At 34.5% G+C, this 19,705-nt stretch carries 15 protein-coding genes and 2 pseudogenes; 11 read left to right on the forward strand and 6 right to left on the reverse strand.

Annotated features, from left to right (window positions below):
- Nucleotides 1-107: 107 nt before the first annotated feature.
- Both OPR49_RS03925 and OPR49_RS03930 read left to right on the forward strand, forming a co-directional pair.
- Nucleotides 108-1,076: a transposase gene (locus OPR49_RS03925; protein ID WP_265026710.1), complete on the forward strand. Its 969-nt coding sequence runs from the start codon at nucleotides 108-110 to the stop codon at nucleotides 1,074-1,076.
- Nucleotides 1,077-1,348: 272 nt separating this feature from the next.
- Entirely contained in the window at nucleotides 1,349-2,005 is a 657-nt protein-coding gene (locus OPR49_RS03930; RefSeq protein WP_265026711.1) for a hypothetical protein, read from the forward strand.
- Here the strand turns inward: OPR49_RS03930 and OPR49_RS03935 are convergent.
- Both OPR49_RS03935 and OPR49_RS03940 read right to left on the reverse strand, forming a co-directional pair.
- On the reverse strand, nucleotides 2,002-3,177 hold the full coding sequence (locus tag OPR49_RS03935; RefSeq protein ID WP_265026712.1) for a CCA tRNA nucleotidyltransferase: 1,176 nt from the start codon (nucleotides 3,175-3,177) through the stop codon (nucleotides 2,002-2,004). The two genes, OPR49_RS03930 and OPR49_RS03935, sit on opposite strands and share 4 nt — an antisense overlap.
- Nucleotides 3,178-3,252: 75 nt before the next feature.
- Nucleotides 3,253-4,359, reverse strand: a complete 1,107-nt coding sequence (locus OPR49_RS03940) for a hypothetical protein (protein ID WP_265026713.1) — start codon at nucleotides 4,357-4,359, stop codon at nucleotides 3,253-3,255.
- A gap of 110 nt (nucleotides 4,360-4,469) precedes the next feature.
- On the opposite strand from OPR49_RS03940, the gene ychF reads away from it, so the two are divergent.
- Entirely contained in the window at nucleotides 4,470-5,564 is a 1,095-nt protein-coding gene (gene ychF / locus OPR49_RS03945) for a redox-regulated ATPase YchF (protein WP_265026714.1), read from the forward strand.
- Between the two features lie 92 nt (nucleotides 5,565-5,656).
- Nucleotides 5,657-6,385 carry a hypothetical protein gene (locus OPR49_RS03950; protein ID WP_265026715.1) on the forward strand — a complete coding sequence of 243 codons (729 nt, stop codon included), beginning with the start codon at nucleotides 5,657-5,659 and terminating at the stop codon, nucleotides 6,383-6,385.
- Nucleotides 6,386-6,446: 61 nt separating this feature from the next.
- Here OPR49_RS03950 and OPR49_RS03955 read toward each other — a convergent pair whose 3' ends face one another.
- Nucleotides 6,447-6,626 (reverse strand): hypothetical protein, encoded by a 180-nt coding sequence (locus OPR49_RS03955; protein ID WP_265026716.1) that lies wholly within the window; start codon nucleotides 6,624-6,626, stop codon nucleotides 6,447-6,449.
- Between the two features lie 43 nt (nucleotides 6,627-6,669).
- Between OPR49_RS03955 and OPR49_RS03960 the strand changes: the two are divergent.
- The 3 genes and pseudogenes from OPR49_RS03960 to OPR49_RS03970 all read left to right on the forward strand — a co-directional run.
- Nucleotides 6,670-7,083: pseudogene (locus OPR49_RS03960) on the forward strand (beta-eliminating lyase-related protein); the annotation flags it as partial.
- Nucleotides 7,080-8,132, forward strand: a complete 1,053-nt coding sequence (locus OPR49_RS03965) for a threonine aldolase family protein (protein WP_265026718.1) — start codon at nucleotides 7,080-7,082, stop codon at nucleotides 8,130-8,132. The pseudogene OPR49_RS03960 and the gene OPR49_RS03965, both read left to right, overlap by 4 nt.
- A gap of 127 nt (nucleotides 8,133-8,259) precedes the next feature.
- The gene (locus OPR49_RS03970) at nucleotides 8,260-9,405 is read left to right on the forward strand and encodes an MFS transporter (protein ID WP_265026719.1); all 1,146 of its coding nucleotides are present in this window, start codon (nucleotides 8,260-8,262) and stop codon (nucleotides 9,403-9,405) included.
- A 17-nt stretch (nucleotides 9,406-9,422) separates the two neighbouring features.
- On the opposite strand, the gene OPR49_RS03975 is transcribed toward OPR49_RS03970, so the two are convergent.
- Entirely contained in the window at nucleotides 9,423-10,697 is a 1,275-nt protein-coding gene (locus OPR49_RS03975) for a UDP-glucose dehydrogenase family protein (protein ID WP_265026720.1), read from the reverse strand.
- 47 nt (nucleotides 10,698-10,744) lie between these two features.
- On the reverse strand, nucleotides 10,745-11,650 hold the full coding sequence (locus tag OPR49_RS03980) for a DMT family transporter (RefSeq protein ID WP_265026721.1): 906 nt from the start codon (nucleotides 11,648-11,650) through the stop codon (nucleotides 10,745-10,747).
- Nucleotides 11,651-12,059: 409 nt separating this feature from the next.
- Between OPR49_RS03980 and OPR49_RS03985 the strand changes: the two genes are divergently transcribed.
- The 4 genes and pseudogenes from OPR49_RS03985 (at nucleotide 12,060) to OPR49_RS04000 (ending at nucleotide 18,675) form a co-directional block, all read left to right on the forward strand.
- Entirely contained in the window at nucleotides 12,060-13,532 is a 1,473-nt protein-coding gene (locus OPR49_RS03985) for a hypothetical protein (protein WP_265026722.1), read from the forward strand.
- A gap of 8 nt (nucleotides 13,533-13,540) precedes the next feature.
- Complete coding sequence (locus OPR49_RS03990) at nucleotides 13,541-15,631, forward strand: PD-(D/E)XK nuclease domain-containing protein (RefSeq protein WP_265026723.1); 2,091 nt, start codon at nucleotides 13,541-13,543, stop codon at nucleotides 15,629-15,631.
- A gap of 473 nt (nucleotides 15,632-16,104) precedes the next feature.
- A pseudogene (gene tnpC / locus OPR49_RS03995) lies at nucleotides 16,105-17,405 on the forward strand (IS66 family transposase).
- A 31-nt stretch (nucleotides 17,406-17,436) separates the two neighbouring features.
- Nucleotides 17,437-18,675: an IS256 family transposase gene (locus tag OPR49_RS04000; protein WP_265026724.1), complete on the forward strand. Its 1,239-nt coding sequence runs from the start codon at nucleotides 17,437-17,439 to the stop codon at nucleotides 18,673-18,675.
- Here the strand turns inward: OPR49_RS04000 and OPR49_RS04005 are convergent.
- Nucleotides 18,616-19,605 (reverse strand): coiled-coil domain-containing protein, encoded by a 990-nt coding sequence (locus OPR49_RS04005; protein ID WP_265026725.1) that lies wholly within the window; start codon nucleotides 19,603-19,605, stop codon nucleotides 18,616-18,618. The two genes, OPR49_RS04000 and OPR49_RS04005, sit on opposite strands and share 60 nt — an antisense overlap.
- Between the last annotated feature and the right edge of the window lie 100 nt (nucleotides 19,606-19,705).

Here is a 19,705-nt window from a genome sequence, read left to right on the forward strand (position 1 = left end):
CCCTTCCCATATAGAGTTAAAAGACAGAACAGTATCTTTGGAATTATATCCCGTATCACAAGGTTAGTCTAACTCTCAACTTTATTTATAGTTTTGGAGGCTGGTTTATGCAAGCAAATGTTATTTTAGGTGTAGATATTGCTAAAAAAAAATTTGATGTTTGTTTATTGATAGGCAGTAAAGAGCGACATAAAGTTTTTCGCAATAACAAGGAAGGTTTTGAAAAGCTTGTAGCTTGGTGTAATAATCACGGAGCAGTCCTTATTCATCTCTGCCTAGAAGCGACTGGTTGTTACAGTGAAGATATAATTATTTTTATGTATGACCTTGGACATAATGTAAGTGTGGTAAACCCTGCTCAAATCAAGGCTTTTGGCAAAAGTGAGCTACTCAGAAACAAAACAGATAAGTCAGATGCTGCCATGATTGCTAGGTTTTGTATTGCTAATAAACCTAATCTTTGGAAACCTGCTCCTACTGAAATCAAGCGTTTAAGAGATCTCTATCGTTGTTTGCAAGCACTTAAAGACGACAAGTTACAACAGATGAATCGCTTGGAAAATAAAAATATGGATTACCGTTGTAAGCAAGCCATACTTGAAGTAGTTGCTACAATAGAAACAGAAATTTCTGCTATAGAAAAAGAGATTTGTGAGCATGTTAATAACCATTCACACCTAAAAAATATGATAGAAAACATCAAGACTGTAAAAGGTATAGGACATCTTACTGCTGTTGCTATCGTTGCAGAAATGCCATCTGTTGATAATTTTGATAATGCTAGACAATTTACAGCCTTTGCCGGTCTAAATCCTGAATATTACCAATCAGGTTCATCTGTCAGTAAAAAAAGTAGAATATGTAAAATAGGATCCGAGCGTATCCGCAAGGCTCTTTATATGCCAGCTATAGTAGTCAAAAACCGTAATCCTCACTTTCAAAAATTTTGCCAGCGTTTAGCAAATAAAAGAAAATGTTCAATGGTTATAATTGTTGCGTTAATGAGAAAACTAATGCATATATTTTTTGGTATTCTTAAAAAGAATCAACCATTCAATGGTGATTTGGTAAAATAATGTTAACAGTTATACTCAACACTTTTGAGCACTTAGTATAGAGCACCATGCCTAAAGTGTTGGTACTATAGTAGATTACATTGTATCATTTTACTTTGACTTTAAACAAAACTGCCTGGTGAATAGCTAGTGTAACTGTGTATAAGTACGCCTACACAAACTCAAAGTACTTATACACAGTTACATTGATGTATAGAAGGCTAAATTAAGTTTTTTGTTGTTTTTTATCCTTTTTAGCTAAATAATTTATTGACAGTAAAGACAGTATCTTTTTGTCTGATAAAAATAAAGAGTTGAAAGAAAATTTTCCTGAATTTGAAAAGAAACACTTTTGCCATAACGTGCTTAATGAAACTATAAAGTCTCTATCAAATCAAGATGATGGCAAATTTGAAAGCAGTAAGCTGCTTGAATTATTAGAAAGTAATTTGAAACAATCCGCAAGGGAGATCATAGAAGCCAAGGTTAAAGAAGTTGTCAACAAACATTGGAACATTGGAAAAAATGTAGGTAAAGAACTACAAGATGACACGTTAAAAACCAAGTTGTCACTTTCTGTTAGAAAATGCGTAAAAGAATTCAAACAAAAAGAAGGGGTAAATAAGATTGTAAACTCTATCTTGCACAGCTTTAATAGCGAAAATAATAATAATAACGACTCAGTAGAATTACTTAAAGAAATTGTTGTGAAAAAGCTAATAGAAGCTAGAATGAGATTTTTTTTAGATAAGATTCAAGAGTTACAACTGACATCAAGCATAAGAGATAAATTTTTATCTACAGATCAGGGAATGTGTAATCAAACTCAAGGAGGAGTAAACGAATACCAATTAACAGAAAAAGCTAAAAAAGAATACACACCTAATTTCTCGATGAGTCACACTAATACTGTAAGCATACATTCATTGAACAATCGGAAAGGGAGTTAGAGTAGGCTCTTAATATAAAGCACCAACTCCTCTTTTGTTAAAGTATAGGAGCTGTCTTCCCAATGTTGTTTTAGCAACTCCAAGCTCCTACCTAAACTTTTTCCTGGCTGGTGACCTATACTTATTAAATCATCGCCAGATAAAGGAAATTTTGGAATATTGAATGTATTAGCAAATGAAATGTATTTATCAACATTTTCTCCAGACTCAACACCACAAATTTTTACTAAATCACAATATAATTCTCTACCAAATAAAGATATGTATTTTTTTTGCTCTTTTTCTGAGAGTTCTGTTTTGATATCGTTGGATAGTAAAAATAGCAGCTTTTTCTTTTGCTTGTTCGAAAGACGTAAAAACTTACTTATATATTCTCCAAGACTTAGCCTGTCATTTTTTTTAGTGGTCCTAAGGAGTAAGGCTAATTTTACTAGTGCATCAGTGCCCAAAAGAAGTGGCGAAGACAGAATTTCGCATTTTACTTCTTTTGGGATAATCTTTTGCAAAACATCAGATTCTTGCATGCTCTTAAGTGTTGGAAAAGGATCATTGCACTCCAGCAATTTAAGTATTTCATCTCTTATTCTCTCTCCAGAGAGGTTTTGGATCATATGCGAATGCTTTTTGCATACGCTTAGTATTTCATCACTCAAATCTCCAACACATATTTTTGCATGAAAACGAAATGCTCTTAAAATACGTAGATAGTCTTCTTTAATTCTATCTTCAGCGTTGCCTATAAAGTTTAACCTTCGCGCTTTTAAGTCCTCTATACCACCAAAGTAGTCATATATATGGCCATGCTTATCTGCATACAGAGCATTAAATGTAAAGTCGCGCCTTGAAGCATCCGCTTGCCAATTATTGGTAAATTCTACTTTTGCATGCCTACCATCACATTTCACATCATGCCTTAGTGTTGTGATCTCAAAAGATCTTTGATTTAGAACCGCAGTGATAGTTCCATGTTTTAAGCCAGTTGGAATAGTTTTTATATTACGGAGTTTTAGCGCTTTAATCGTTTGATTGGGAAGCAAATTAGTAGCTAAATCGATGTCGTGGACATCACGCTGCAAAATTGAGTCTCTCACACACCCGCCGACAAGCCTAGCCTCACCACCAAATTCCTCTATGGCATCAATAATTAAACTAGTCTCATGGTCAACTTGCATTTAGGTTAGTACGTACTGCAAGTTCATATTATATGAAATGCTTGCAAAAGCCCTATATAAAAATATACAGGGCTATTAAGATTTTACAAGTTGTGGTGCTCGTTGTTGATGAAATGGTTCTGCCATCGATTCCGTACCACATCTTAGTAAACTTGAAGGGTTTTGCTGCTCTATGCGCTGCTTTATATCACTAACGCACTGCCCTACAACATCACCAATTTTTCCATCAGCATTTTCTGCCAATAACTTATCAAATCCCTTTTCAACCTCTGCTCTCTCAGAGATATCCTTTGAAAGGTTACAATATTCCAAGATCTCATCTACCTGAAGTTTTTTTGCTAATAGGAAATCTTCTTGTTCTTGCTGCTGTCTTATTAATTCTTGAGTTACAATTTCAGCTCTAGAGTAATGATTCCCTCCAAGATATATTGTTTTTCGCTCTTTACTACCCCATAACTCGTCATTTAATTTATAACTCTCACAATTAAATACCTGATTTAACTGATCATCATTTATCATTTGTGGATCTGGCTCAAGCTTTTTTTGCTCCTCGCTATTATTATCTTTGTAGTAGACATTAATTTCAATGTTAGCTAAAGAAGCTAACATACCAATTTCTTCAATAAAAACAAAATAACTTTGACTTTTTATTGCTTCAAGATAAGCTTGGTAGAGTTCAGAGTTATTAAGAAATGAGTGTGTAATAAATTCACTGTTATATTGAGCATTGTACTCATTTTTACCAAGGCCATGAAGAGCCTCTGCATATTCTCCTAAATCACGCATAGCTTGATCACGTGATATATTAAGTTTGCTAACAGCTTTACTTACTAACCTCTTCACATTATCTTCAGCATTTTCAATTTTCTTATTTGTTTGCTCAACTAACTCCTTTATTTTATCAGACTTACCAGTTAAATCCCCTGGCTTGTTTAAAAACATATTAAAAACCTTTTCTAGCTGAGCTCTTAAAGGAGCTGGCATACTTACATCATCTAAAGATGTAAATTGACTTAAAAATTTGTGCCATTCCATTCTCATATCTTGCGCTCTTTCAGCTTTATATGGACCAGAGCTATTATCACCAAACACAGCATGAAAAAAACAATTGCCATCGCCCGCAGTATTATACTTAACTACTTGGCTATTAGTTGGTAATTTCCGTTCCCTAGATTGAAGCATAATTTTTACCTTAATTTAAGCTATATATTACTATACCAACAAAATTGTAACTAATTAAGTATAGCAGAAATTTTTAAATTATGCAATAGTTATAATTTTACATAGCAAATATGAGCTTTAACTGTGGTATAGTTGGGTTACCAAACATAGGAAAATCAACCTTATTTAATGCACTTACAGAGTCAAGTGCAGCCGAAGCTGCGAACTACCCTTTCTGCACAATCGAGCCAAATATAGGCAAGATTTCGATAAAAGATCAACGTTTGAAACAAATCGCAGCAATTGCAGGCTCAGAGAAGGTAATCTACAACCAATTAGAAGTTGTAGATATTGCAGGTCTGGTAAAGGGTGCAAGCAAAGGTGAAGGGCTCGGCAATAAATTTTTAAGCCATATCAGAGAAGTTGATGCCATCGTTCATCTGCTCAGGTGCTTTACGGATGACGATATCAGCCATGTACACAGTAAAATAGATCCAATATCAGATGCTGAAGTGGTAGAAATGGAATTAATCCTAGCTGATATTGATAGCATAGAAAAAAGGCTTCCTCAATTGGAAAAGAAAGCAAAGCAAGGTGATAAAGAGCTAAAGAGACAACTTGAATTAATGCAAGAGGTACTGGCTACTTTAAAATTAGGTAAACCTGCAAGAAGCTTGGAGAATATCGATGGAGATGAGATGAAGTTGCTTCAATTGCTGACAACAAAGCCCGTTATGTACGTTTGCAATGTTGAAGATACAAATGTTATAACTGGCAATGAATTATCTAAAAAGGTAGAGAGAATGGCGGAGGAAAATAAAAGCAAATTTTATTGCATTTCAGCAAAACTCGAAGCAGATATTGCAAATCTTGATACTGAAGAGGAAAAACAGAGTTTTTTATCAGAATTTGGCTTACAAGAATCAGGCCTTGATGGAGTAGCGCGTATTATGTATGAAGTGCTGAGTATGATAACTTTCTTTACTGTGGGCCCCAAAGAAGCACGGGCATGGCCAGTAAAAATAGGATCAACAGCTGACAAAGCTGCAGGTGTAATCCACACTGATTTTGAGAAAGGCTTCATAAAAGCAGAAACTATAAGCTTTGCAGACTATATAAAATATGGAAGTGAACCGGCTTGCAAAGACGCAGGAAAAATTCGCTTTGAAGGCAGAGATTATATCGTACAAGATGGCGATATAATGCACTTTAGGTTTAATGTGTAGTTTATTATGCAGCCACTTATTTAAAGTTAAGTTTTCTGGATCCCAGTGTCTGGGCACTGGGATGACAAGAAAGGGAGCACGATTCAAGACTTATGTGGGAAAAAGTGGAAAAAGGAGTTTATTATATTTGTAATCAAGGTCGTATTGTAAATCTAATAATCCTTGATTTTTGTACTGATGCAATATTTTTAACCATAGATAAACTTAGAGTCCATCCGACAGTTCTCATCACCCTAAAAAAAGATATACCGAATCTATTATTGAGCCTATATATAGTGCCAATGGTAGAACTGTTTTGTCAGCTTAAGACTTTAACTGAGATATTTCAAGAGGCAGCTAAAAGAGGAGTACCAAAGGTAGTAGAAAATACTTCTTTGCAAGTTTTACCAGCTTCATATATTTCGCTTAAACGTGTTGAACCAATTGTACCAACAAAGCTTTTGGAGTTACAGGTAGTTAAAGGTATGGTATATGTTAATAGCGTTGAAGTTATAAATAAAAAAGCTGTATCATGTCTTAATATTTTTCGAATATTGTTCAAGCAATTTTTACATGACTGCGAGAAAGAGCTGCCACCTGAAAAACATACACTTCTCAATATTAACCAGTTAGAAAAACTCTTGGAACTTAGTTTAGAAGCAGATTTAGAACATCAAATCAGAAAACCATTAAACAAGATGCAAAAAACGATCAAAGCTACATTGGCTGAGAAATTAGGATTAAGTATTGAACGTAATGATGTAATACAAACACTTGGTTGGCAAAGATCATCACATGGTTATCGGATTAACCCTTTTACTTTGACTATAAAAAAATACTAAAAAATTCTCTTACGTAGTACAATTTATACTTATAATATACTATGATATAACCATAGTATATTTATATATATAAGGTAATTTGCCAATCTGCCATTCTGCCATTCTGCCAATCTAATTTGGTAAGATCACGCATAACCCAAATATCTGGGTTTTCAACAGGCAGAGTTACTCCATTGTTTGACGAGAGATAATAATCTGGTTTTACTAATCTATATTGATTTTCAGCAATCTTCAGCTCCATGTCTCTTACACACAAGTAACCATACTTTGACCTTGTACTTGAAATGCTTATGGGTAAAAGAGAGATAATTGAAAGGGCTAAAAAGCTACAGGTTTGGCTAGGTAGTGGTTATCATCAGATAGGGTATTGTGCTAATGCAGCAAAATACGTACTACAGAATAATATCTCTAGGCTTAAAGAAGATAATAAGCTCGCTAAATTGTTTGCAGATAAGATTAAAGAAATTCCACACATAAAACTGGTACTACCTTATCCAGAAACTAATATAGTAAGCTTTAGTATAAAAGCACTAAATGTAACTAATGAGGTTTTCTTGAGTAAGTGCCAAGCTTATGGTTTATTGCTTTTTCCTTGGCTCGAGTCTCATATAAGAGCAGTTACCCATCTTGGCACAAAGGAAATAGACATCATGAAAGCTGCTGAAATTATAAAGGAGGTTGTGTTAAATTTAATATGAGAATAAAAATAGATTTCTTTAGCGATTCAAACACTGACCCTTCAGCTAAAATGAGGGAAGCGATGGCTAAAGCAAAAGTTGGAAACGAAGCTGCATGTGAAGATCCAACTGTGAACGAATTAATGGCAACCGCATGTAAAATATTAGGTAAACCTGCAGGAATCTTTTTGATTTCAGGAACGATGTCCAATGTAATTGCTTATAAAGTACACATTCAAAGACCTGGTGATTACTTGCTGCTTGATGAAACTTCACATCCGCTCATAGTACAATCTGGCTTGATCGCAGCCCAGGCACATGCCACTCCTTTGCCCATCAAAGGTACGAGAGGAATATTTACTGGAGAACAAATTGTTGAGTTTATTACTCGTCCTAGTTTAAGAAATATTCCGAGAGTTGGGCTTGTTTCTATCGAACAAACGACAAATTTTGGTGGTGGAGCTGTGTGGCCTTTAGAATATATTCAAGAGATCTCAAGTCTCTGCAAAGAGAATGACGTATTCACTCATTTAGATGGAGCAAGACTGTTCAACGCTTGTGCTCATACTAAAATATCTCCAAAGGAGTACGCAAGTTATTTTGATTCGGTATTCATTGATTTTAGTAAAGGATTAGGTGCTCCAATGGGCGCAATATTGCTTGGAAGTGAAGAGTTTATTGAAAAAGCTTGGTACTATAAGTTTCAAATTGGCGGAGGTATGCACCAAGCTGGCATTATCTCAGCTGCATGTTTATATGCTCTACGTAATAATGTAAATTCTTTAGAAGAAGATCATAAAAAAATGCAGCACCTTATAGAAGGCCTAGAACCCATAGATCAAGTTATAATTGATATCGACCTATACAAAACTAATATAGCGTATTTCTCATTACGTAATAATTGTATATCTACTCAAGAATTAATAAACGTACTAGTTACAAATTATGGAATTAGAATGGCTAACATAAGAGGTAAAATCAGAGCTATAACACATAGAGATATAAGCTATGAAGATATTAATACTACTGTATCTGCTATAAGAAAGATACTAAGTAATTTTCTGTACTAATTGTTTGCAAACTTCTTGTCAAACAATATTATACCAATATAGTATTATGCTAGCATCTACATAGAGCTATTTGGGAATAGGTGTAAACTTTGTCTTCTTTCAATATTTACTATTCTTCTGTGGATATATGCTGCTTTATTTATCAAGACAAAGTATACCAATTGCTCTACCACTGTTAATAGATACTGACCATGTAAAATTAAGCTATTTTTTTGCTTGCTTTTCTTTTTTTTATGGAGTATCAAAATTCGTTAATGGAATAATCATGGACTCCAAAAATAATCCATTATTTATGTTTGGGCTATGCAATATTGCAACTGGATTATTAACCATTGGTGTAACTTTATCATATAATAATCTAACTTTATTACTGTTAACATTAATATTATTAGCTTGGACACAAGGGTTAGGTTGGCCAGCTATTACCAAGTTTATGGTTACAAACTCTAGCATCTCTTCAATTGCATCATCATGGGGAGTTATGAGCGCATCTCAGCAACTTGGTTCTTGTATTACTTTAATTGTATTACCAAGTATAATTAAAATATATGATGCAAAAAGTGCATTTTTGTACTCTGGTCTCTTATGCTTACTTTTTGGAATTTATATAATATTAAAAGCATATTACAAAGAAAGTGCCAACTTTACTACCTATTATAAGGTGCAGAAATCTCAAATAGGTATCAAGGTAACAAGTTCCATATGGTTTCTATGTTGTGCTACTTTTTGTGCTTATATTATAAAAATGGGAATCTTCTTTTGGTTTCCTATAATTTTAAAGGATAAATTACAAATTTCTCTTGTACAATCCTCACTAATAACAGGCGTGTATGATTTAGGTGGAATCCTTGGAACTTTAATCACAGGAAGAATTAGTGATATGTACTTCTTTCAAAATAGAAGCTTGCTGGCATTACTTTACATGTTGGGTATAGCACTCACTTTTATTGTAATGAACTTTGGTCAAAACATAATTCTTATGAACCTTGGCGCAATCTTATCAGGGTTTTTTATATTTGGAGTGCAAGTACTGACAGGTGTTATAGCTGTAGAAATTGCTCCACAAAATAATGTATGTGCAATTGTAAGCTTAACAGGATTATTTGGGTATATTGCAAGTTCAATATTTTCATGCGTGCTCTTAGGAGTACTTGTTAAACACTATGGTAACAGTATTATGTTTTCATTTTTTTCCATTTGCTCTGTTGTTGCACTCGTTTGCTTTTCCATATTATCAAGCAAAGACCTTAAAAAACTAAGTAAAGCGGTGTAAAAAACATTTCTCAACAGTTAAATTTTGTAGATAGATTTTTTACCCAAGGAATAAACATGGTAACCATATCTTAGTAATAGCTCGCTATCTAATAAATTACGGAAATCAAAAACATTAGGTGCAGCCATAATACTCTTTAAACTTGCAAAATCTTGATTTTTAAATTCTTTCCACTCCGTTAACAATAACAAGGCTTCCGCGTCCCTTGCAGCCCCTATAGCATTGTCCGCGTACTCTATATCCTTTAGAACTTGCCTAGCATTATCCATCCCCATTGGGTCATATGCAGTAATTTTAGCCTTGTTATTCACTAACAATTGTGCAATATCTATAGCTGGGCTATTTCTTACATCATCAGTACCAGACTTAAAAGTTAGCCCCCATATTGCTATTTTTTTATTTTGGACTCCATTTAATAGATATTCTACCTTTTTAGCAATGTTTGTTATATGATTATAGTTAGATTCCTTAACTGAATTTAAAATTTGTAGCTTGACATTGTGATCTTCAGCAAGCCTTATTAAGGCCGATAAATCTTTAGGAAAACATGATCCTCCAAATCCTGGACCAGCTTTGAGAAATTCCTTACCTATTCTATGGTCCATTCCCATACTGTTAGCTAAAAGGTCAATGTCTGCTCCTAATAGCTCACATAAATCTGCCATCTCATTAGAAGCATATTTAATCATTTCAGCAGTAACTGTATCAGTGACTATTAACGGAATATTCTTATCTATAAATGATCTATATATAACTTCTAGTTTTGCCCTAGCTAGCTTAGTTTTTACTCCTATTATTATCCTATCTGGGTATAAAAAATCTGATACTGCAGAGCCTTGCTTGAGAAACTCTGGATTAACCCCCAAATCAAAGTTATAGCCCTTATTAGATAAATAATTATGTATATTTTCTGCAGTACCAGGAGGAACAGTTGACTTTATCACTATTAAGCAATCTTGATTAACTCTCTCAGAAACTTCACTTACTGCATTATATACATTCTTTAAATTTGCATTTCCTAGGGAGTCTGATGGAGTATCTACAGTTATAAATACTACTTCTGTATTGGGATTTATTTGAAAATACGAATCGAAAAATCTTATCCTTTGTGACTTTATATTATTCTCTAAATAATCTGCTAATTCAGGTTCATATAGAGGAATTTTCCCTGATTTCAAAAGTTCAATCTTCTCAGTATTTATGTCAATGCAATCAACTTTATGGCCCTGCTCCGATAACATTGTACCAGATACTAAGCCTACATACCCTACTCCTATAATAGTTATGTGCATTTTATTATCACCTTAAAAATATAGCTTAGCATCTAAAATAAATACCATTAACAATGAGAGTCATAAACTTTTGTTGTTACATTATTTTTCTTAATTGCCTTACCTTCCGAGTAAACTATAAATAAGGTTGACGGTATTAATATCAAAGTACCATGTAAAACACTTTTATCAGGTAATTCATTAAATATAACGTATGTTACTATTGCAGAAATTATTAGCTCTATGTACCTATAAGGTGCAAGTGCAGTAGCATCAGTAAGAGTAAAAGCTTTTAACATAAAGAGCAAAATTAGATTTGAATTAATTCCCAAAATCAGCAGTAATACTAATTCCAACAAGGAAGGCATATGCCAATAAAATAACAAAGGTGGAGTAGAAAAAACAGTTGTCATTAGAGCTGAATAAAATAACATACTTATTACTGACTCTTTTATCACAAGTTTCTTATTAAGTATGTCTAATATAGCAAAGATTAATGCAGATACAATAAAAATAAGAATTTTAGGATTAAAGTCTTCACTATGAGCTTTGATAGTAATAGCAATACCAACAAAACCAATAATAGTTACTATCCATCTTTGCCAAATTATATTTTCGTTTAGTAAAGGGATTGCAAGAAATATAACAAATAATGGTATAGAAAAACTTATAATCGTTGCAGTTACTATGGGGAAAGTACTCAATCCATAGGTCCATAAGACCATTCCACAAAACAACAGTGCTCCTCTAGTTATTTGAATAGATATTTGACTTGTTTTAAAAGCTTCTATTCCATAGTAAAACATAAAAGGTACAAGGGTAATAGTGGTAAACAGAAAGCGGAAAAAAATTATTTCAAAACTCTGAAGATGTAAACTTAGATATTTTGATATAGTATCATTAGCTACACTACTAAATAAGCTAAGTATAAACCAGATAACCCCAAACAAATAAGCTCTCAGTCTATAATCCATAAAGCTTCTGATTTAATAGATATGATGTACTCATATAATTTTACTACAAAACTAATAATATAAAAGTTTTCTGATGTATGGTTCCAGAATGTGATCGTGAGGGTTAATTATAAATAATTCGGGAAATTTCGTCTCTGTAGACATATTAAGAACTACGTAACGAATGTTTATATTTGTGAGTAATAGTAAGGTTCAAGGTAAGGAAAATGCTAGTGAGGTAAAGTAGAATAACGTTGATTTGATAATTTAAGCTCATCTTCCCTCTTGCTACATCTCTCTTTATATCTCCTCTTTTGCAGCAGGTCTATACTTACTGCTTAAATTTAGGTGCACACTAATTTTTCGATTTGTATATTATTCTAATGCTTGTATAATACCTTCATTGAATATTTGATTTTGAGGTAATTAGATGCCAAAAAGTAAAACTAAACGTGGAACGGAAGATTTGAAGGGTAATGCAGGCCCAAGCAAAAGATCTCGTCTCAGTTCTGATCCTAAAAAAAATAAAGAGATTATCTCTAGCAAAGTAATAAGTAAGCTGAAGGATGTTGTTAAAGGTGATAGAACTTCAGCTATTGAGGAATGGGTCAAGGCTCACCCTGTAACAGTAGAGGGTCTAACCGTTGAGCAATCGGACCTCTTATGTAATGCGTTTCGTGATGAATCTTGTTGGTCAGGTGCGACACTAGATGTTGCTAAATTGGTAGGAGAATTAGCTAAATCAGGTGTGTTGAATCCATTTGCTATATATAAAATAGCATGTATTGAGTGTGTAGAGAGTGAAATTAAGCAATTATTTGACAAGGCGTTAGAGTCTTTTAGATCTGACTTATCTCATAAAGGCGCATGTGAGGAAGATAGGAATTTAGCTTGCAGTGATGAGCTTGCAAGAGTTGAATTGTTAAGTTCCATGGGAAGACGTGATCCTGTTTTCAATTTCTGGATTGATCAAGAATCAGGTAACCTTAGAGAAAATATAGAAGCAGAAGATGGATTTAATAAGGCTGTAGATTTCAAGTGGAGTAAGGGAGTGGAACACTTCTATAATCGTCTGTGTTCTGAAGAAAAATTAGTGAAAGAAGGGCGAGAAAAATTGCTAGTTTCTGCTATTGCAAAATTATCTCCATTGCAATCTAGCTATAAACTTGCTGCTACCTTAAATTCCATTCTAGGTAAAGTCATAAGCGCAAAAGTAGATCATAAGTCACTACTCGGGCTACCGAATAAGAAAGATAGGGGTGTGATCTATCGTCCTCTTAGTTGCTTAGTAGAGCACGGTTTTCTTTACACAACTAAGTATGTTATCCAGTACTTGAGCGAGGGATGTTCAAGATCTGAAGTAGAGAAAATGCTTTCAACTAGAGGATATGCACATCTTCTATCATCGCTTTCATTTGTTGTAGTTTCTAAAGATTATGACTTGGATAACAGGAATGAAGCAAGGTCAGCTATTAGCAGTCTTTGGGAATCTAGTGTATTTAACCAAAATAAAATAAATGTTGTCGATCCTTTTAAAGATAGGATTGCTTTTGTTGCAATGGAAAATGCAATTTCAAATTTGATTGTAGATCAGGAGAGCAGCAAGGATACTCAAAGTGCTGGCGATGGTGAAAAAGTTGATTTGGTCTTGAGTATTTTAAAGTTTGCTAAAGATTGTTGTTCAGACAAAAGCTTTGAATCATTAAAAAAGAGGATAGCAAATAGTTTAGACAAAACAAGGGATTCTAAGATGATAGGTGCAACTAGCTCCTCTAATTTAATAGAAGAGTTGTGCAAATCGGAGAAAAGCTTGAGTTTATCCTCTGCTAGTTCTGAAGGTCCTCAATCTACGTTAGTGGGTACTAGTGTTAGTATTTCGCCTGCTGCAGTTGTTAACAAATAGGAGTATTTATGCATAGTAATAGTGAAGATCGTGAATTAGTTAGGGCTTTATTAAGTGGAGGTTGTGATGAGTTTAGTAGACAATTTGTAGGTTTTTTAAACAACTGTGCATCTTTTTTGCATTCGGCTAATAAGCCTGGCTTTTTTCCTACATTCTTCTTTGGTATGTTTTCTACCGCACATGATGCAGGTATATTAGTTGAAGATGAAAGAGTCTATTTTCGTTTTGACAATTGTGGAAATCTAAAAGTTGCTGTTCTCACTAATGAAGAAAATAGAAGAATAGTCAGGTGTTATACTGTTGCTGATAATGAGAACAGCCCTGGATCAAGGTTTAGCGAAGAAGAGAAGCAGTGGGTAGCAGAGAATCTTCCACAAGAATTACAGGAAGGTGAGGATCTGGACTGGGAAGAGTATAAAATATTTCGGTTTGGAGAAGAATGTAGGTTTATTCATGAAATAGATAGATTTCCTCAACGTGATGAACCTGGAGCTCCAATTTTTCATGAAATTAACCCAATCAGAGAACAAGGTGAATTGTTAGACCTGATGAATGAGTTGGCAAATGATGATGCAGGAGAAGTGCGTACTAATGTTAAAAGAATTTTGGAATATGTTATTGATATCCATGATGAACATGAAGATAGCTTAGTGTTTCGTGCAGAGTCTGATTACCACGGTTTTCTGTGTGGTTTTTTAGTAAATTTTAGATACCGAGCTGTGGCTGATTTCTACCCAGAGCTACTTATAGGAAAAGGTTATGCAGATGTTGTTTTGCTTGTTCGTGGTGTTGATCAGGCAAATGATTCGGTTCCAATTATAATTGAGTTGAAGGTTGGTGATGAGGAAGGGTTAGAGCAAGCTAAAGATTATGCTAAAAGTTGTTCTGTTTCGTCTTTGCCTATTCATACCTCATCACCAAGTGCTGTTTGTGTAGCGTTAAATTTTCAATTACGTGGAGGTGCTGGTCTCCGAACTTCTGTGCAGGCCTTTTCAGAAGGTGGTCTTTCCTTAATACCAGGTTTACTACATCCTCATGGAAATGGAGTTAGGGGAAATGTAAAACGTTTTTTACAACCCATAGCATCAGAGTTCACTCAATCTCCTCATTGTAATACTTTTTCCTGTACGTCATCGTTTGTTTTTGGAAATGTTTTATCTACAAGGAGGGACTTAGAAACAGATGATGGGCGGGAGGTAAGGGTTACCAAGTATCTATTTAACCACTCTCAGGGAGAGAAAATGAAACGTACAGGTGGTAGGGGAGATGCAGCAGATATTGTAAGACATGCGTTAACTTTAGCTCTATTTTTATCAAATATTGGTTTTGTTGTGCTTCACATTTTTCGTCGTTTAAAGTGGCAGACTTTACCAGATAAGGCATTGAACCTGTCGTTACTACCTCAAGCCATAGATGATGCTAAGGTGCGTCAAGTACTTTGTGAAGTAGATGTCCAGGGTCATCTGGAAGTGGCTTATGCAAAGAAATTCGAATCACTACGTGCTTACTCACGTTCTCATAGTGAAGGTTATTTCGAGGGAAGGTTTTCAGAACAAATGGGTAATGTTAGGAACTTACATCAATTTGCAGATCAGTTGATGAGTGCTGAGCCTAATTTTGGTAATGATGGTAATGTTAATGGTGAGTACAGGGCTAGGTATGAAGTTTTATTTAATGAGATTTCTCGTCTGTTGTCTCCGTTATTAAATGGAAACCGTCTACTCGTGAACAATGAAGCTAAATTTCAGGCTTTGTTGCGTGGGATATTTCAAAGTTGCGGTAATCCTGCCAAGGTAATTATTGAGTTCCAGCTACAGAGAGGAAGGAAAATAGACCTAGTATTATCAAAATCTGCGGAAAATGATGATACTCATCCAATTGGAATAGAGTTGAAGTATGCTAACACCGCAGAGCAAGTTGAACGAAAAAGGGTGGAGGCAAATCGACAGTTAAGTGAATACGAATTTTGTGGAGGATGCAAGCGTATTACTGGGGGAGATGCGATGGTTTTGTTATACGCTATATTGAATGCTATAGGACAAGAGCAGGATCTGATATTGATTGGTGGGCTTCGTAGAGCATCTGGGTTTTCTAGATGACTTGTAACTAATAAAAGTACCAAAGATAAGGTTGTTTATGGGTAAAATTATGCATTAAGCTAGAGTGCGTTTGAGTAAGGTTGGAGAAAAAGTAAGGTCTTTTAGCAAGAAAATTTGATTTATGTTTTCTTAAGTTAAAGTTAACCTGATGAAGTTTGTACAATTTATTGTTGGAGTTTTTTGTTCTATTTTTACTGTAAGTTCAATCTGCTCTATCTTTGGTCTTTTTTTCTTAGTTTTGCAGCAAGTCTAATATTTTTACTACTTAATGGAATAACTTGCAGAAAGTGGAGATATAATGCTAAGGCAGAGGAGCTCAGACAGTTGCCTTAAAACAATAAAGAAATAGTAAAGGCAAAAAGATACCCTTGCGTAGTTCGAAAGCTTTTCTAGTAACCGTTCACGATATAAGAAAGTAGTTTACAAAAATGGTATAGTGGTATAGAGAAGATAAGCTAGATAGAGAGGGTTTAATTATAGAAGTGCTGCAAGAGAAGATTGTGGTGTTAGAGTCAGAAAATGCCGATCTGAAAGCGGAGATAGAAAATCTTAGAAAGGAAGTAATAGAGTTACAAGACAAGCTGGGTTTAAATTCAAAAAATTTATCTCTACCACCATCACAAGATGTAAAAAAACAAAAAAGAAGAGTAACAGGAATCCAGGAGGGCAACCAGGACATGAAGCGCACAAGCGAGAGTTAATGGAAGCAGATGAGATTGTGAAGTGCTCGATTGATTCGATTTGTGTGTGCGGAGGCCAAGTTATTTTAGAAGAAGACACTATACACCAAAAGGTAGAGCTGCCAGAAATTAAGCCAATAGTAACTGAGTATATGCTGCAAAAAGGTTACTGTAAGGCATGTAAGAAAAGGATCTCAGCTAGTCTACCTGAAGGTGTTGATTGGAATCTTTTGAGACCCAATGCCGAAGCGATAATCAGCAGCTTTACTGGCTTTTTTATCAACTCAAAAAGAGAAGTACAACAGATTTTAAGCAGTATATTTAATCTGAACATAAGCCTAGGTTTGATATCAAAACTGAGGGTAAAGTATCAGAAAAATGTATATCAGAATACGAAAAAATAAGAGAAGAGCTGAACGAGAGTAAGTATTTGCACATAGATGAAACGAGCCAATAGAAATCAGGGAAAGAAAGGTTGGGTAGTAACGAATAAAACAGCAACACTTATGAAGTTAGTTGGATCTCGCGGAAAGAAAGTGTTGAAAGGGTTATTACCAGAGTACTAAGATAAGCGATAGGTATGCTGCATATAATTACTTTAGTCGTGACAGATCTGCTGGGCCCACTTAGCAAGGGACTTTGAAAGGTTTTTCTTCAGTAAAAATGTTGAAGTGAGTCAAATCGGCGCAGCATTAAAATCGCTGATCAATAGAGTGTTTGTGATAGATAGAGCACGTAAACAAAACCTGATAGATAATTTAAGATCTTGTTGGTTAATGAGAAAGATTAGAAAAAGGGTGAAATATTTTTTGCAAAAGATAACAAGGGTTGCAAAAGGAACTCAAGCCTCGAGAATGGCTGCCAATATTCTGCGTTCTGAAGATATGATGTGGAAATTTGTGCGAAGTCCTGATCTGATTGAGACAACAAACAATCTTGCAGAACGTCAAGGTAGAAGGTATGTCATTTATCGTAAAAATAGCTTTTTCACTTGGTCAAAACGTGGAGAAAAGTTCGTTGAAAGAATGCTCTCGATATTTTTGACTTCACGTTGGGAATGTTCAAAAAAGTGTGTCAAACCGAAAAAAAAGTAATAAATTGATATAAAAAAATGGAGGTGTGACAATGAGTCAGAAAGTAGTAAACAGAACTAACGGATTGGTAGATTATAAAGAGTTGGAAACAAATATCCTGTCGTCTATACGAGAAGGAAGACCGTTGACAGGAAGGGAGGGAGCATTAACACCATTTATAAAAAAGCTGCTGGAGGCAAGTTTGGAAGGTGAAATAGAAAACCACTTATTAGCTGAAAGTGAAGAGAATAATCGAAGAAATGGGAGAAATGGAAAGACTTTACGGACAAGTGCCGGTTCATTTGAACTTTTGACGCCAAGGGATAGAGAAGGAAGTTTTGAGCCGCAAATAGTCAAAAAAAGGCAAACAAGCTTACATCCAGAGCTTGAAACGAAGATTTTGAGCACATTTGCCAGTGGTATGAGCTATAGAGATATAGCGTCACACGTTGAGGAAATTTATGATCACAAAATATCGGCGGCAGAGATATCAAGTATTACCGACAAATTACTGCCTATAATCAATGAATGGCGTAGTCGTCCACTGCAATCAGTATACCCGATAGTATTTATGGATGGGATGTTCTTTAAGGTCAAAGAGGATGGACATTGCGTAAGTAAATGTATGTACAATATATTGGGCATAGACCAAAATGGCAGAAAAGAAGTCCTGGGCTTTTATTTGGCTGAAAGTGAAGGAGCTAACTTTTGGTTGGGAGTGCTAAATGACCTCAAAGAAAGAGGAGTAGAAGATATTCTGATTGCATGTGTAGATGGGCTAAAAAGCTTTCCTGCAGCTATAAATAGTGCGTTTCCTAAAGCAGAAGTACAGCTATGTATAGTGCATCAGATAAGAAATTCACTAAAATATGTATCCAGCAAAGATGTGAAAGTTTTCATGAATGATTTGAAAAAAATATATCGTGCTACAAGTAAAGAAATTGCTGAAAATTACTTACTTGAGCTGGAAGAAAAATGGGGAGAAAAGTATCCTTTAGTTATAAAATCGTGGCAGAACAATTGGGAAAATTTATCTGGTTATTTCAAGTATTCTAGCCCAGTTAGAAGGCTAATTTACACCACAAATCCAATTGAGGGGCTGCACAGACAGATCAGAAAATTCACTAAAACCAAGGGCTCATTTACCAGCACAAATGCCTTGTATAAACAGGTATATTGTGCTATAAAGAAGGTAGAGCAAAAATGGACTATGGCTCTGCCTAATTGGGCTTTAACTATGTCTCAACTTGATATTTTCTTTCCAGATAGATTGAAAATTGAGTTGAACTAAAAATGCGCTTTGACACACTTTTTTGAACATTCCCGATTTTTTAGTTTTTTCATCAATATCTTCTAATCTTTTATCAACATCCTTTAACTTTTCTTCCAACTTTTGTTGTTCTTGATTATTTAACAGTTGTTGTTGCATTATTTTTAATTGTTCTTTCATGCTTTCTTTTTCTCCCTGTAGTTTCTTAATATCAGCTTTCAATTGATCTTCTACTTGCTTCTGTTCTTTTTGTAACTGCTTAATTAAACTATTTTTCCTGACTTCTCCCACCCTTTCTAAAAGCTCGTTTATTTTATTGGTAAATTCTGCTCTGAGTTCAGTTAATTCTCTTCCCTGGCACCCTATCATCTCAGATTTTGCCTTCAACTTTACTAAAAACTCTTTCTCTTGTTTATCTGTAACTTCTACCAATTTTCTATAATCCTTTTTAAGTCTTTCAATTATAGATCGCAATTCTCTATTTTCCTCTTTTAACGAGCTATTTTTTGATTGTAAGTCCGCTTTAAGCCTTATGATTATAGATCGCAATTCTTCAATTTTCACTTCCAATAAGCCATTTTCTGATTGTAAGTCTGCAATCTGCTGTGCTTGATCACTATTTTTATCCGTTGTTTCGACGTATTCGGTCTGCATTGCTATATCGTGAAATGTTACTTTATTAGTTTGAACCTCTCCATCCTTACTTATTACTTCACTTTGGCTCTCTTTCTCTACAATTTCAAGTTTTAAGTCAACTTGAACACTTCCATCTATTGTCTTAAAAGCATCAGTTTGAACTTCATTGTTTGCAGTAGTTTTATCGTAGTACAAAATATTTTCTGCCCATCTGTTCCATCTCTTGGGCAATATTCGTCCAATCTTTTTTAGATATAACCAAGCAAATACAGTAGACCATCTGTATTTTTTTTCCTTATTATTAATATTTAGCATAAAATTACCTTATTTTTTATCTTTAATTTACAGAAAATTTTAATAGTAATAAAGTTATATATATTAGTATAAATGTTAAACAAATACTAACGCAGGTGTC

The sequence above is a fragment of the Wolbachia endosymbiont (group A) of Bombylius major genome (assembly GCF_947251895.1).
Classification (GTDB): domain Bacteria; phylum Pseudomonadota; class Alphaproteobacteria; order Rickettsiales; family Anaplasmataceae; genus Wolbachia; species Wolbachia pipientis.

What these genes read in the sequence shown, in the direction of transcription:
- OPR49_RS03970 (WP_265026719.1), top strand. Translation starts at nt 8,260, where the DNA reads ATGCTGCTTTATTTATCAAGACAAAGTATACCAATTGCTCTACCACTG.
- ychF (WP_265026714.1), top strand. Translation starts at nt 4,470, where the DNA reads ATGAGCTTTAACTGTGGTATAGTTGGGTTACCAAACATAGGAAAATCA.
- OPR49_RS03980 (WP_265026721.1), bottom strand. Translation starts at nt 11,650, where the DNA reads ATGGATTATAGACTGAGAGCTTATTTGTTTGGGGTTATCTGGTTTATA.
- OPR49_RS03990 (WP_265026723.1), top strand. Translation starts at nt 13,541, where the DNA reads ATGCATAGTAATAGTGAAGATCGTGAATTAGTTAGGGCTTTATTAAGT.
- OPR49_RS03940 (WP_265026713.1), bottom strand. Translation starts at nt 4,359, where the DNA reads ATGCTTCAATCTAGGGAACGGAAATTACCAACTAATAGCCAAGTAGTT.
- OPR49_RS03985 (WP_265026722.1), top strand. Translation starts at nt 12,060, where the DNA reads ATGCCAAAAAGTAAAACTAAACGTGGAACGGAAGATTTGAAGGGTAAT.
- OPR49_RS03925 (WP_265026710.1), top strand. Translation starts at nt 108, where the DNA reads ATGCAAGCAAATGTTATTTTAGGTGTAGATATTGCTAAAAAAAAATTT.
- OPR49_RS04000 (WP_265026724.1), top strand. Translation starts at nt 17,437, where the DNA reads ATGAGTCAGAAAGTAGTAAACAGAACTAACGGATTGGTAGATTATAAA.
- OPR49_RS03975 (WP_265026720.1), bottom strand. Translation starts at nt 10,697, where the DNA reads ATGCACATAACTATTATAGGAGTAGGGTATGTAGGCTTAGTATCTGGT.
- OPR49_RS03935 (WP_265026712.1), bottom strand. Translation starts at nt 3,177, where the DNA reads ATGCAAGTTGACCATGAGACTAGTTTAATTATTGATGCCATAGAGGAA.
- OPR49_RS04005 (WP_265026725.1), bottom strand. Translation starts at nt 19,605, where the DNA reads ATGCTAAATATTAATAATAAGGAAAAAAAATACAGATGGTCTACTGTA.
- OPR49_RS03965 (WP_265026718.1), top strand. Translation starts at nt 7,080, where the DNA reads ATGAGAATAAAAATAGATTTCTTTAGCGATTCAAACACTGACCCTTCA.
- OPR49_RS03950 (WP_265026715.1), top strand. Translation starts at nt 5,657, where the DNA reads ATGTGGGAAAAAGTGGAAAAAGGAGTTTATTATATTTGTAATCAAGGT.
- OPR49_RS03955 (WP_265026716.1), bottom strand. Translation starts at nt 6,626, where the DNA reads ATGGAGCTGAAGATTGCTGAAAATCAATATAGATTAGTAAAACCAGAT.